This window comes from Gemmobacter caeruleus, from assembly GCF_008271655.1.
In the GTDB taxonomy this organism is placed as follows: domain Bacteria; phylum Pseudomonadota; class Alphaproteobacteria; order Rhodobacterales; family Rhodobacteraceae; genus Gemmobacter; species Gemmobacter caeruleus.
This window is the reverse complement of the sequence record NZ_VKKX01000022.1, coordinates 112,279-125,939: the sequence shown is the minus strand read 5'-3', so window position 1 is coordinate 125,939 and position 13,661 is coordinate 112,279. Positions and strand designations below refer to the sequence as shown.

Genomic DNA, 13,661 nt, shown 5'->3' with positions numbered 1-13,661 from the left:
CGGTTCAGCAGATTTCGGGCAGGACGCCGGCCCAGGCGGCGCAAAAGCGCGGCTGATCCCACCAGGCATCGGTGGCGCCGATCTGCCAATGCACCGCGACCCAGGTCGTGCCCTCGCGCTGCATCAGCGCCTGCATCGTGGCGCCGTCCATATAGGCCGGGTCGGCGCCATCGCGCTGCACCATGGGCGTGGCGCGCAGGTCGATCGGCTGGCCGCCGGGGCGCTGCGGGCTGACCGAGGCAAAGCCCGCAGCGCCCGCGACGCGCAGGTCGTTCACCACGAATTCAACCGGCGCCCCCAGGTTCCAGGCCGCCAGCGGGCGCAGCGCATCCATCATGCCGGTCCGGTCGGCACTGCCCTTGCCGGGGGTCTGCCATGCCAGCGCGGGCGCCGCCCAGATCGCGGCGAAAACGACAAGGGGCAGGGTGCGGCGCATGGGGTCATCCTTTGGAAACGCGGCTCTTTGCCGGGCAATCTGCCCGTTCCCGGCGCCCCGGTCAAAGCCCCCTTGCGACCCTGCCCGGGCTTGACGAACGCGCCCCGCCTTGACATGGGGGGTGGGTCGCACACATCTTTCGGCGCCCCCAACAGGCAGGGCGCAAGAGGTATTCATGGCAGTCGTCGTCGTCGAGTCTCCGGCCAAGGCCAAGACAATCAACAAATATCTTGGCTCCGACTATACGGTGCTGGCCTCGTATGGCCATGTCCGCGACCTGCCGCCCAAGGATGGTTCGGTCGATCCCGAACAGGATTTCGACATGAAATGGGAGGTCGCGGCCGACAGCAAGAAGCATGTCCGCGCGATCGCCGAGGCGCTCAAGACCGATGACGAACTGATCCTGGCCACCGACCCCGATCGCGAGGGCGAGGCGATTTCCTGGCACCTGAAAGAGGCGCTGGCCCCCAGCCTGAAAAAGGGCAAGAAGGTCAGCCGCGTCACCTTCAACGCCATCACCAAATCCGCCGTGACCGAGGCGATGAAGGCCCCGCGCGAGGTGGACGAGGCGCTGGTGGAGGCCTATCTGGCCCGCCGCGCGCTGGATTATCTGGTGGGCTTCACCCTGTCGCCGGTGCTGTGGCGCAAGCTGCCGGGCGCGAAATCGGCGGGCCGGGTGCAATCGGTCTGCCTGCGCCTGATCGTAGAGCGCGAGATGGAGATCGAGGCCTTCCGTGCCCGCGAATACTGGACCGTCGGCGCCGGTTTCACCACCCCGCGCGGCCAGGATTTCGAGGCGCGGCTGACCGTGCTGGGCGGCCGCAAGCTGGACAAATTCGACATTCCGACCGCCGAGGCGGCGGAACTTGCCGTGTCGGCCATTCAGAACCGCACATTCAGCGTCTCGGCGGTGGAAAAGAAGCCCGCGAACCGCAACCCCTTTGCGCCCTTCATGACCTCCACCCTGCAACAGGAGGCCAGCCGCAAGTTCGGCATGGGCGCCAAGGCCACGATGTCGGCGGCGCAGCGGCTCTATGAGGCCGGGCACATCACCTATATGCGGACTGACGGCATCGACATGGCGCCCGAGGCCGTGATGGCCGCCCGGGCCGAGATCAAGTCGCGCTTTGGCGAGGCTTACGTCCCCGACAGCCCGCGCATGTACAAGAACAAGGCCAAGAACGCGCAAGAGGCCCATGAATGCATCCGCCCGACCGACATGTCGGCAGCACCGGAGCGGCTGCGTCTGGTCGAGGCCGATCAGCGCAAGCTTTACGATCTGATCTGGAAGCGCACCATCGCCAGTCAGATGGCCGCCGCCCGGCTGGAGCGCACGACGGTCGATGTGACCAGCCCCGACGCCCAGGTTGGCCTGCGCGCCACCGGCCAGGTGGTGATGTTCGACGGTTTCCTCAAGGTCTATGACGAGGGCCGCGACGAGGAGGGCGACGATGAGGGCCGCCTGCCGCAGATCATGCAGGGCGACGCGCTGGCCACCCGCGCCGTCACGCCCGAGCAGCATTTCACCCAGCCGCCGCCGCGCTATACCGAGGCGACGCTGGTCAAGCGGATGGAAGAGTTGGGCATCGGCCGCCCCTCGACCTATGCGTCGATCCTGACCACGATCCAGGACCGCGAATATGTGCGCCGCGACAAGAATCGCCTGATCCCCGAAGACAAGGGCCGGCTGGTCACGGCTTTCCTGACCAATTTCTTCCGCAAATATGTGGAATACGACTTTACCGCCGAGCTGGAGGGCGAGCTGGACGATGTTTCGGCCGGCGAGCGCGACTACAAGGAAGTGCTGGCGCGGTTCTGGCGCGATTTCTCGGCCGCGGTGGCGGAAACCGCCGATCTGCGCATCGGCGAGGTGCTGGACAAGATCGACGATTTCCTCAGCCCGCATCTCTATCCGCCGCGCGCCGATGGCGGCGATCCGCGCGCCTGCCCGACCTGCGGCAGCGGGCGGCTGCATCTGAAGACGGCACGGTCGGGCGGGGCCTTTATCGGCTGCGGCAATTACCCGGAATGCCGCTACACCAGGCCGATTTCGGTGGGGGATGACAGCGGCGCGATCACGCCGGACGGCAAGGTGCTGGGCCAGGATGAGAACGGCCTGCCGATCACCATCCGTGCCGGGCGCTTTGGCCCCTATGTGCAGCGCGGCGACGCGACCGAGGAACAGCCCAAGCCGCCGCGCGCCAGCCTGCCAAAGGGCTGGTCGCCCGAAAGCATCGACCTTGACCGTGCGTTGCAGCTGTTGAACCTGCCGCGCCCGATCGGCCCGCACCCCGAGGATGGCGCGCTGGTCGAGGCGGGGATTGGCCGTTTCGGCCCCTATGTGAAGCATAACAGCACTTACGCGAACCTTCCCGAGGTCGATGAGGTCTTTACCATCGGCATGAACCGCGCGGTCGAGGTGCTGGCGCAAAAGGCCAGCCGGGGCGCCGGGCGCGGGGCGGCGGCGCAGCCGCTGCGCGAGCTGGGGCAGCACCCGGATGGCGGCGTGATCTCGGTCATGCCCGGGCGCTATGGGCCCTATGTGAAATGGGAAAAGGTCAACGCGACCCTGCCCAAGGACGTGGAGCCGGAGGCGGTGACACTGGACGAGGCGCTGGCGCTGATCGCCGAAAAGGCCGGCAAGTCGAAAAAGCCCGCCCGCAAGGCCGCCGCAAAACCCAAGGCGGACCCCAAGCCCAAGGCCGCCGCCAAACTCAAGGCGGACCCCAAGCCCAAGGCCGCCGCCAAACCCAAGGCGGCCCCGAAAGCCGCCGCCAAACCAAAGGCAAAGACGGCAGCCAAGCCGAAGGCCAAGGCGGCAAAGGGCGATGATCTGGTGGAATGACGAAAAAGGGGGCCGCGGCCCCCTTTTTCAGGTCTGTGCCGACTGGCCGCCGCGCGGGTCGATCAGCCGCGCCATCACATCGGCGGCGGTGATATGGCCGATACAGGCCGCGCCCTCGGTCACGGCAAGCTCGGTCACGCCGTCGCGGATCATCTCCATCACCGCGCGCACCGGCAGTTCGGCGGCGACCTCCCGCCCGGCGGCGCTGGCCCCCGCGCGCATCACATCCCGCGCGGTCAGCACCGAAAGCGGGTTCATATGCGCCACGAAATCCTGAACGTAATCGTTCACCGGATTGGCGATGATCTCGCGCGCGGTGCCGCATTGGACGATGCGCCCGCCCTCCATCAGCGCGATGCGGTTGCCGATCTTGAAAGCCTCGTCCAGATCGTGACTGACAAAGACGATGGTGCGCTTGAGACGGGCCTGAAGATCCAGCAATTCATCCTGCAACTTGGTGCGGATCAGCGGGTCAAGCGCCGAGAACGGCTCATCCATCAAGAGGATCGGCGCCTGGGTCACGAAGGCACGCGCCAGACCCACGCGCTGCTGCATGCCGCCCGACAGATCGCCCACCTTGCGCTCGGCCCATTGGCTGAGATTGACCAACTCCAGCTGTTCATCCACCGGCTTGCGCCGCGCCTCGACCGGCATCCCCGCCAGTTCGAGGCCAAGCCCCACATTCTCGCGCACCGTGCGCCAGGGCAGCAGGCCGAATTGCTGGAACACCATGGCGATGCGCGACAGGCGCAAGCGGCGCAGGCTTTCCGCATCGGCATGGGTCACGCTGACCATGCGGTCGCCATCCGACACCCGCACCTCGCCCCGCACCACCGGGTTCAGCGCATTGACCCCGCGCAGCAGCGTCGATTTGCCAGAGCCCGACAGGCCCATCAGCACCAGGATCTCGCCCTCCTGCACGCTGAGCGAACAGTCATGCACGCCAAGAACCTGCCCCGTCCGGGCCTGAATCTCGGATCGGCTGAGGCCCTGGTCCATCAGGGGCAGCGCCGCCTGCGGATTGTCGCCAAAGACGATGGAAACGCGGTCGAATTCAACGGCGGTCATTTGCGCGTCACCCTCAGCATACGGTCCAGCATGATGGCCACGACCACGATCACAAGGCCGCTTTCAAAGCCAAGTGCCGTGTTGACCGAGTTCAGCGCCCGCACCACCGGCACGCCCAGCCCGTTGGCGCCGACCAGTGCCGCGATCACCACCATCGACAGCGACAGCATGATGGTCTGGTTCAGACCGACCATGATCTGCGGAAAGGCATAGGGCAGTTCCACCTTCCACAGCACCTGTTGGCGGGTCGCGCCAAAGGCGGTCGCGGCCTCCAGCAGCGGCTGGGGGGTGTTGGAAATGCCCAGATGCGTCATGCGGATCGGCGCGGGCAGCACGAAGATCACCGTGGCGATCAGGCCGGGCACCATGCCGATGCCAAAGAACACGATGGCCGGGATCAGATAGACAAAGGTCGGCAGGGTCTGCATCAGATCCAGCACCGGGGTCATCGCGGCATAGACGCGCGGCCGGTGCGCGGCCCAGATGCCCACCGGCACGCCCACGCCCATGCAGACGACGCAGGACGAAAGCACCAGTGTCAGGCTTTCCATCGTGGGCTTCCAGTAGCCCTGGTTCAGGATGAAGGCAAAGGCCAGCGCGACAAAGAGCAGGATCTTCCACGACCGTTGCAGATACCAGGTCAGCCCCAGGAAAAGCGCCACGATCACAAGGGGGTGGGGCGTCTGCAACAGCCACAGGATGCCGTCGATCAGCGTCTCCATCACCCAGCCCATGCCGTCGAACAGGGGCTTGAGGTTCACCTTCATCCAGTCGAAGGCCAGTTTCGACATCTTGCCAAGCGGCAGCTTGGTCTCGGTCAGCCAGTCGAGCATCCGGCGCGATTCCTTTCAGGTCGGATCAGAGCGGGCAAAAAGGCGCCCCCCGCCGCAGCATTGCGGACGGGGGGCGAGGGGGAGATCAAAGGCCGAGCGCCGATTTCACCGCCGCCATGGCGTCGCCGCCATCCTTGGTGGTCACGCCGTCCAGCCAGGGGCCGAGCGTATCGGGATGCGCGGCCAGCCAGGTTTTTGCCGCCTCCTTGGGATCGGCGCCGTCATCCAGGATGGCGCCCATGATCTCGTTCTCCATCGGCAGCGAGAAGACGAGGTTTTGCAGCAGCTTGCCGGTATTCGGGCATTCCGCGACATAGCCCTTGCGGACATTGGTCGCCACGACCGCCCCGCCCAGGTTCGGGCCAAAGAAATCGTCGCCGCCGGTCAGGTAGGTCATCTTGAAATTGGCGTTCATCGGATGGGGTTCCCAGCCGAGAAAGATGATCGGCTTCTGGTCGCCGGTGGTGCGCGCCACCTCGGCCAGCATCCCCTGTTCCGAGCTTTCGACCACCTCGAACCCCTTGAGGCCGAAGGCATCCTTTTCGATCATGTCGAGGATCAGGCGGTTGCCGTCATTGCCCGGCTCGATCCCGTAGATCTTGCCCTCCAGCGCGTCCTTCTGCGCGGCGATATCGGCGAAATCCTTGATGCCAAGCGCGGCCCCGGCCTCATTGGTGGCGAGCGTGTATTTCGCGCCTTCCAGATTGGTGCGCACGGTTTCCACAGTGCCAGCCTCGCGATAGGGGGCGATATCGGCCTCCATCGTCGGCATCCAGTTGCCGAGGAACACATCCACATCGCCTTCGGCCAGCGCGGTATAGGTCACCGGCACCGACAGAAGCTTGGTCTCGGTCTCGTAGCCCAGCGATTCCAGCAGCACGCTGGTCGCCGCCGTGGTGGCGGTGATGTCGGTCCAGCCGACATCCGAGAAGATCACCTTGTCGCAGTCTCCCGCATGGGCGGTGCCCGCAAGGGCGAAAGCGACGGCAGAGGCCATAAGGCCGGCTTTGGTCTTGGTCATGGTCGACTCCCTGTGTCGTTGGGTCATCAGCGTCTGACGCGCTTTTTGTTGATTGACGGATCAATAAAAAACACGCTACCTCAGATTTGCAAGCCTTTTTTTGAACGGACATGCAAATGCCCAAGGTTGGAATGGAGCCTATCCGAAAGGCCGCGCTGGTCAAAGCGACCATCGTGGAGATCGGGCGCGCCGGGTCGCTGGACGTGACGGTCAGCCAGATCGCCAAGCGTGCGGGTATGTCTTCGGCGCTGGCGCATCACTATTTCGGGTCGAAGGAAGATATCTTCCTGGCGGCCATGCGGCACATCCTGTCGCTTTACGGCGCCGAGGTGCGGGGGGCATTGTCCGTGGCCGGGCAGGGGCCGGAGGCGCGGCTGCATGCGATCCTGCGGGCGAGCTTCAGCCCCGGCAACTTTCGCCGCGAGGCGGTCGGGGCCTGGCTGAATTTCTATGTGCTGGCCCAGACCGTGCCCGAGGCGCGGCGGCTGTTGAAGGTCTATCAGGGGCGGCTGCGGTCCAACCTGCTGTTTTGCCTGCGCCCGCTGGTCGGCGCGCGGGCCGAGGCGGCGGCGGGCGCGATGGCCGCGCTGGTCGATGGCGTCTATCTGCGCGAGGCGCTGAAGGAAGGGCCGCCCGATTCGGCGGCGGCGGTGGCGACCGTCATGGAATTCGTCACATCGGAACTGGGAAAACGGACGTGAAAGGGGTGACCATGCGGGCACAACCCAAGGCCAGTCATTTCGTGAATGGCGCCTATCTGGAAGATGCGGCCGGGGCCGCGATCGAGGTGATCTATCCCGCCACCGGCGAGGTGATCGCGCGGCTGCATGAGGCCACGCCGGCGGTGATCGAGGCCGCCCTGGCCGGGGCCGAGGCCGCGCAAAAGGCCTGGGCCGCCACCCGCCCGGTGGAACGCGCCCGCATCCTGCGCCGCGCGGTCGATCTGATCCGCGCCCGCAACGATGAATTGTCGGTGCTGGAGACGCTGGATACCGGCAAGCCGGTGCAGGAAACCACCGTGGCCGACTGGCCCTCGGGCGCCGATGCGCTGGAATATTTCGCGGGCCTTGCCCCCACGGTGACCGGCGAGACCATCCCGCTGGGCGGCGATTTCGTCTATACGATCCGCGAACCGCTGGGGGTTTGCGTGGGCATCGGCGCCTGGAACTACCCCAGCCAGATCGCCTGCTGGAAATCCGCCCCGGCGCTGAGCCTGGGCAATGCGATGATCTTCAAACCCTCCGAGGTCACGCCGCTGGGCGCGCTGAAACTGGCCGAGATCTTTGTCGAGGCCGGCTTGCCGGCGGGCCTGTTCAATGTGGTGCAGGGCCGTGGCGCCGTGGGCGCGGCGCTGGTGACGGATGCGCGCGTGGCCAAGGTCTCGCTCACCGGGTCGGTGCCGACGGGGCGCAAGGTCTATGCCGCCGCGGCCGAAGGGATCCGCCATGTGACGATGGAACTGGGCGGCAAGTCGCCGCTGATCGTGTTCGACGATGCCGATATCGAAAGCGCGATCGGCGCGGCCATGCTGGGGAATTTCTATTCCACCGGGCAGATCTGCTCCAACGGCACGCGGGTCTTCGTTCACAAGGCGATCAAGGAACGCTTCCTGTCGCGGCTGGCCGAACGCACGGCGGCGATCCGGCTGGGCGACCCGCTCGACCCCGAAACCCAGCTTGGGCCCATGGTGTCGGAGGCGCAGCTTGACAAGGTGATGGCCTATATCGCCAAGGCCCGGGCAGAGGGCGGGCGGCTGGTCGCGGGCGGCGACCGCGCGCCGATCAATACCGGCTTTTACGTCCTGCCCACGGTCTTTGCCGATATCACCGATGACATGACGCTGGCCTGCGAAGAGGTCTTCGGCCCCGTCATGGCGGTGCTGGATTTCGAGGACGAGGCCGAGGTGATCGCCCGCGCCAATGCCACCGAATTCGGCCTGGCCGCCGGGGTGTTCACCGCCGATCTGGCGCGCGGGCATCGCGTGGTGGCCCAGCTTCAGGCCGGCACCTGCTGGATCAATGCCTATAACCTGACCCCGGTCGAAGGCCCGTTCGGCGGCGTCAAATCCTCGGGCGTGGGGCGCGAGAATTCGCGTTCGGCGGTCGAACATTACACCCAGGTCAAATCGGTCTATGTCGGCATGGGCCCGGTGGAAAGCCCCTACTGATGGCCAGCGAATATGTCATTGTCGGCGCAGGCTCTGCCGGTTGCGCCATGGCCTACCGGCTGGCCGAAGCCGGGCGCAGCGTCACGGTGATCGAATTTGGCGGCACCGATGCCGGCCCGTTCATCCAGATGCCCGGCGCGCTCAGCTATCCCATGAACATGGGCATTTACGACTGGGGCTTTCAGACCGAGCCCGAGCCGCATCTGGGGGGCCGCGTGCTGGCCACCCCGCGCGGCAAGGTGATCGGCGGGTCGTCCTCGATCAATGGCATGGTCTATGTGCGCGGCCATGCCCGCGATTTCGACCATTGGGCCGAACAGGGGGCGCAAGGCTGGTCCTATGCCGATGTGCTGCCCTATTTCCGCCGGATGGAGAACTGGCACGGCGAAACCGGCGACGCGGCCTTTCGCGGCGATCAGGGTCCGCTACACATCACGCGCGGCCCGCGCCGGAACCCGCTGTTCAACGCCTTTGTCGAGGCGGGCCGTCAGGCCGGCTATCCGGTGACGCCCGATTACAACGGCCAGCAACAGGAAGGCTTCGGCGCCATGGAGGCGACGATCTGGCAGGGCACCCGCTGGTCCGCCGCCAATGCCTATCTGAAACCCGCGCTGAAAACCGGCCGTGTGACGGTGGAAAAGGGCTTTGCCCGCCGCATCGTGATCGAGAATGGCCGCGCGACGGGGGTGGAGATCGAGCAGCGCGGGCAGGTGGTGACCATCCCCGCCACGCGCGAGGTGATCATCGCGGCATCGGCCATCAACTCGCCCAAGCTGCTGCTTCTGTCGGGCATCGGCCCGGCGGCGCATCTGGCCGAACAGGGGATCCCGCTGGTGGCCGACCGCCCCGGCGTGGGCCAGAACCTGCAAGACCATCTGGAGCTTTACCTGCAATTCGCCGCCAGCCAGCCGGTCACGCTGTATAAATACTGGAACCTCTGGGGCAAGGCGATGGTCGGCGCGCAATGGCTGCTGACCCGCAAGGGGCTGGGGGCGTCGAACCAGTTCGAGGCCTGCGCCTTCATCCGGTCCAAGGCCGGGGTGGATTACCCCGATATCCAGTATCATTTCCTGCCGATCGCCGTGCGCTATGATGGCAAGGCGGCGGCCGAGGGGCATGGTTTCCAGACCCATGTCGGCCCGATGCGCAGCGCCTCACGCGGGAGCGTCAGCCTGCGGTCGGCCGACCCGAAGGTCGCGCCGAAGATCCTGTTCAACTACATGAGCGAGGAAAGCGACTGGGACGATTTCCGCCGCTGCATCCGCCTCACGCGGGAAATCATCGGGCAGGATGCGTTCAAGCCCTATTACAAATCCGAGATCCAGCCCGGCATCGGCCTGCAATCGGATGACGAGCTGAACGGCTTTATCCGCGAACATGTGGAAAGCGCCTATCACCCCTGCGGCACCTGCCGCATGGGCGCGGCCAGCGATCCCATGGCAGTGGTGGACCCAGAGGCGCGGGTGATCGGGGTCGAGGGGCTGCGCCTTGCCGACAGTTCGGTGTTTCCGCGCGTGACCAACGGCAATCTCAACGGTCCGTCGATCATGACCGGCGAAAAGGCCGCCGATCACATCCTGGGCCGGACGCCGCTTGCGCCGTCGAACCTGGAGCCGTGGATCAACCCGAACTGGCAGACCGCGCAGCGGTAGCGCCCTGCACCGGCCGCCGGAGGGGTTTTGCACCCCTCCGGACCTCCCCGCAGGATATTTTTGAACAGATGAAGGGGAAGGGGCGCCTTCCCCTTTTTGGCCGGCCGCGATCAGCGGTCGAGCGCCTGGGCGAGGCGCATCAGGTTCACCGCCTCGATCCGGTAGCCAAACCGGTCGTCGCCGCGCGCGCCTTCGGCCAGGGCAATGGCCTGATCCCACCCCCAGTCGCCCAGATAGGTTGCGCCGGTCAGCAGCTGGCCAAAGCCCGCGATGGCGGCGGCAAAGCGGGCCTCCGTATCGGGGGGCGTGCCGGCGTCGCGGATCGGGGTTTCGATCAAGATCGGGGTTTCGATCAACTGGCTGTCGGCGGCGCCCGGCGCCTTCCAGCGCAGGCGCAGGAAGCCCAGCTCGCCGGGCGTTCCGGTGGGCACCGCGCCGTAGCGCAGCGGGTCGGTCAGCCGGGCGGGGCTGTCCGGGGCGGCGATTTCATACAGCGCGGTCACTTGCAGCCCGGCGCCGATCTCGCCGGCATCGACGCGGTCATTGTTGAAATCCTCGCGGTTCAGCGCGCGGGTCTCATAGCCGATCAGCCGGTATTCCGCGACTTCGGCGGGGTTCCATTCGACCTGCACCTTCACATCGTCGGCCAGCGGGAACAGCGCGCCCGAAAGCTGATCGACCAGCACCTTGCGCGCCTCTTGCGCGGTGTCGATATAGGCGGCGATGCCATTGCCGTTCTGGGCCAGCGCCTGCATGGTCGCATCGTCCAGATTGCCACGCCCGAAACCTAGGACTGACAGGTAGGTGCCGGATTTGCGCTGATCGGCGATATAGGATTTCAGCGCCTCGGGGTCTGACAGGCCCACATTGAAATCGCCGTCTGTCGCCAGCAGCACGCGGCTGACCTCGCCCTCGGCCTGCATCGTGGCGGCCAGGCGATAGGCCTCGCGCAGGCCGGCCTCGCCCGCCGTGCCGCCGCCCGCGCTCAGTTGCCCAAGCGCGGCGGCGATCTTCGCGCGGTCGCTGGCCTGGGTCGGCGGCAGCACCACGCCCGCGCCGCCGGCATAGGCCACGATCGCCACCTGATCCTCCGGGCGCAGTTCGGGCAGCACCAGAAGCAGCGCCTGTTGCAGGAGCGGCAGCTTGGCGGGTTCGTTCATGCTGCCGGAGGTGTCCACGAGGAACACGAGGTTCAGCGCCGGGCGGGCGGTCGTCTCGGCGCTGCGGCCCTGAAGCCCGATCCGCACCAGCCGGGTGCCGGCATTCCAGGGCGTCGGCATCACCGTGACATCGGCGCGGAAGGGCTGGTCGCCCTCGGGCTGCGGATAGTCATAGGGGAAATAGTTGACCATTTCCTCGATCCGCACCGCCTCGGGCGGGGGCAGGGCGCCGGCATTCAGGTTGCTGCGCACCACCGCATACGAGGCCGTATCCACATCGACCGAAAAGGTGGAGACCGGCGCCGCATCCACCGCCTTGACCGGATTGGCATCGGCATGGGCAAAGGTCTCGGTCCGCGCCGGGGGCGGGGCGGCCTGATCAGGGGCGGCATTGGCGGGAAGGGCCATCCGCCCGCTCGCGCTTTGCCGGGCGAGGGCGGGGGGCGCCATCTCGGCCATGGCTTCCGCCTCGAAGGCGGCGCCGTCTTGCGCGGCGGCATCGGCGGCCTTGGCCCTCGGGGCGACCATCGCCTCGGGCGACGGTGAGGGCCGCGCGGGCGCTTCGGGCAGGCGCGGCTCCGCCGCGGCGGGGGCGGCCTCGGCCGGGGTCGAGCTGGCGGCGGTCGTCCCGCCCATCTTGGCGCCGGGCATTTCGGGCGGTCCCTCGCGCAGCGCGGGCGACAGGGCGATCACCGCCACGACCAGCGCGGCGACAGAGGTCGTTCCCGCCAGCAACCCGGCGGGGGAAAGGGTCTTCAGCATGTCCAGCACTCCGGCAATCCCGCCCGACCGTTTCGGGCGTTCGGGATTGGGACGCGGCGGCGCGGCCGATCCTTGGGCGCTGTCCTGAATTTTGTCGAATTCCTGCAAGGCGGCCGACAGCGCCGCCTCGCGTGCGGCGGCGCCGGGGGCGGGGGGCGTGGCGCGCAGATGGGCGCGCAGCTTTTCCAGATCGTCGGTCATGGCGCCTCCTCCGTTTCGGCCATGCGACGCAGCCGTTTCTTCACCTCTGACATCCGCCAGGCGATCGTGCCTTCGGACAGGCCCAGCACCTGCGCGGCCTCGGCCTGGGTCAGATCCTCGCCCAGCACCAGCGCGACCGTCTCGCGCAATTCCGGGCTCAGCTTCGCCATCGCGCCCTCCAGCCAATCACGCGCGGCCTGTGCCTCGGCGGCCTCGGCCTGCCGCGCGATTTCCCAATCGCCCCAGCCATCGGCGGCGCGGGCGCGGGTCATGTGGCGGCGGCGCAGATCGGCGGCGGCATTGACCACCACACGATAAAGCCAGGTGGTGAACCGCGCCTCGCCGCGCCAGCCTTCCAGCTTGCCGGGAAGCGCCGCGCAGATGTCTTGCGCCAGATCCTGCGCATCCGCCGCCGATCCGGTCAGCCGCCAGGCCAGACCAAAGACCCGGTCGTAATGCCGCGTCACCAGCGCCGCAAAGGCGGCGCGGTCGCCACCTGCGGCGGCCAGGGCCAGGGTCTCGTCCGGGGTTTCCATGCGCATCACGCTAGTCAGACGCCGCCCGACACGCAATCCTTGGCGCCCGGCAACCCTTTCCTCTTCATCTGTTCAAAAATATCCTGCGGAGAGGTCCGGAGGGGTGCAAAACCCCTCCGGCGGCCAGCCAGAAGGCGCGCCGCCGTCCTCAGCCCCGCAACCGCGCCTGAAGCGCCAGAAGATCGGCCCAGGTCTCGCGCTTGGCGCCGGGATTGCGCAGAAGATAGGCCGGGTGCAGCATCGGCAGCACCGGCTTGCCCCAGCTTTCGGTCCAATGGCCGCGTAGTCGGGTGATGCCGCGCTGCCGCAGCACGGCCTGTGCCGGCGTATTGCCCATCAGCACCAGAATCTCGGGGTCGGCCAATTCGACATGGCGACGCAAAAAGGGCACCATCATTGCGATCTCCTCGGGCGCGGGGTCGCGGTTCGAGGGCGGGCGCCAGGGCATGACATTGGTGATGTAAAGCCCGCGTTCCGCATCCGGGCTGGCGCGGCCCAGCCCGATGGCGGCGAACATCCGGTCCAGCAACTGACCCGCGCGACCGACAAAGGGCCGCCCCTCCAGATCCTCGTCGCGGCCGGGCGCCTCGCCCACGATCATCACGCGGGCACCGGGGCGGCCGTCGCAGAACACGGTGTTGCGCGCGCCCTTCTTCAATTCGCAATGCGGATAGGCGGCCATCGCCTCGGCCAGGGCCTCCAGCCCGGGGGCGGTGCGGGCGGCGCGCTCGGCCTCGGCCACGGGATCGACCTGGGGGGCGGGCGCCGGTGCGGCGGGGGCGCGCCGGGCTTCGGGCGCGCGTCCGGGCGTGCGACCGGGGGCGGGCGTCTCGCGCTCGGCCAGGTCATAGCGGTTGACGGGTGCGTCGCCGATCGGGTCGATCCCGCCCAGCTCGTGCAGCCATTCCAGCGCCGCGCGCGCGGCGTCCCAATCGGCCAGAATGTCGGATGCGATTCCCATGGCCCGACCCTAAGCCCGC

Annotated in this window: 11 protein-coding genes; 4 read left to right on the top strand and 7 right to left on the bottom strand. The window is 67.3% G+C overall.

Features of this window, described 5'->3' with window-relative positions:
* Positions 1-4: 4 nt before the first annotated feature.
* Positions 5-436, bottom strand: coding sequence for a hypothetical protein (locus tag FOA17_RS07530; RefSeq protein WP_149140860.1), 432 nt, complete (start codon positions 434-436; stop codon positions 5-7).
* Positions 437-611: 175 nt separating this feature from the next.
* Here FOA17_RS07530 and topA point away from each other — a divergent pair, with 175 nt between their 5' ends.
* The gene (topA, locus tag FOA17_RS07525) at positions 612-3,281 is read left to right on the top strand and encodes a type I DNA topoisomerase (RefSeq protein ID WP_149140859.1); all 2,670 of its coding nucleotides are present in this window, start codon (positions 612-614) and stop codon (positions 3,279-3,281) included.
* A gap of 27 nt (positions 3,282-3,308) precedes the next feature.
* Here the strand turns inward: topA and choV are convergent, their stop codons facing one another.
* The 3 genes from choV to FOA17_RS07510 all read right to left on the bottom strand — a co-directional run bounded on the left by choV (position 3,309) and on the right by FOA17_RS07510 (position 6,203).
* Positions 3,309-4,349: a choline ABC transporter ATP-binding protein gene (gene choV / locus FOA17_RS07520; protein ID WP_149140858.1), complete on the bottom strand. Its 1,041-nt coding sequence runs from the start codon at positions 4,347-4,349 to the stop codon at positions 3,309-3,311.
* Positions 4,346-5,182 (bottom strand): choline ABC transporter permease subunit, encoded by an 837-nt coding sequence (choW, locus tag FOA17_RS07515; protein WP_149140857.1) that lies wholly within the window; start codon positions 5,180-5,182, stop codon positions 4,346-4,348. Before choW ends, choV begins: the two co-directional genes overlap by 4 nt.
* An 85-nt stretch (positions 5,183-5,267) precedes the next feature.
* A complete protein-coding gene (locus tag FOA17_RS07510) occupies positions 5,268-6,203 on the bottom strand; it encodes a choline ABC transporter substrate-binding protein (protein ID WP_149140856.1) in 936 nt (311 codons plus the stop codon).
* Between the two features lie 116 nt (positions 6,204-6,319).
* On the opposite strand from FOA17_RS07510, the gene betI reads away from it, so the two are divergent.
* The 3 genes from betI to betA are packed head-to-tail and all read left to right on the top strand — an operon-like array spanning position 6,320 to position 10,022.
* On the top strand, positions 6,320-6,904 hold the full coding sequence (gene betI, locus FOA17_RS07505) for a transcriptional regulator BetI (RefSeq protein ID WP_149140855.1): 585 nt from the start codon (positions 6,320-6,322) through the stop codon (positions 6,902-6,904).
* Between the two features lie 11 nt (positions 6,905-6,915).
* Positions 6,916-8,370, top strand: coding sequence for a betaine-aldehyde dehydrogenase (gene betB, locus FOA17_RS07500; protein ID WP_149140854.1), 1,455 nt, complete (start codon positions 6,916-6,918; stop codon positions 8,368-8,370).
* Positions 8,370-10,022: a choline dehydrogenase gene (betA, locus tag FOA17_RS07495; RefSeq protein WP_149140853.1), complete on the top strand. Its 1,653-nt coding sequence runs from the start codon at positions 8,370-8,372 to the stop codon at positions 10,020-10,022. The genes betB and betA overlap by 1 nt, the downstream gene beginning before the upstream one ends.
* A 110-nt stretch (positions 10,023-10,132) precedes the next feature.
* On the opposite strand, the gene FOA17_RS07490 is transcribed toward betA, so the two are convergent.
* The 3 genes from FOA17_RS07490 to FOA17_RS07480 all read right to left on the bottom strand — a co-directional run bounded on the left by FOA17_RS07490 (position 10,133) and on the right by FOA17_RS07480 (position 13,642).
* Positions 10,133-12,145 (bottom strand): vWA domain-containing protein, encoded by a 2,013-nt coding sequence (locus FOA17_RS07490; protein ID WP_149140852.1) that lies wholly within the window; start codon positions 12,143-12,145, stop codon positions 10,133-10,135.
* Positions 12,142-12,681: an RNA polymerase sigma factor gene (locus FOA17_RS07485; RefSeq protein WP_149140851.1), complete on the bottom strand. Its 540-nt coding sequence runs from the start codon at positions 12,679-12,681 to the stop codon at positions 12,142-12,144. The genes FOA17_RS07490 and FOA17_RS07485 overlap by 4 nt, the downstream gene beginning before the upstream one ends.
* A gap of 148 nt (positions 12,682-12,829) precedes the next feature.
* Positions 12,830-13,642 carry a uracil-DNA glycosylase gene (locus FOA17_RS07480; protein ID WP_149140850.1) on the bottom strand — a complete coding sequence of 271 codons (813 nt, stop codon included), beginning with the start codon at positions 13,640-13,642 and terminating at the stop codon, positions 12,830-12,832.
* Positions 13,643-13,661 lie beyond the last annotated feature (19 nt).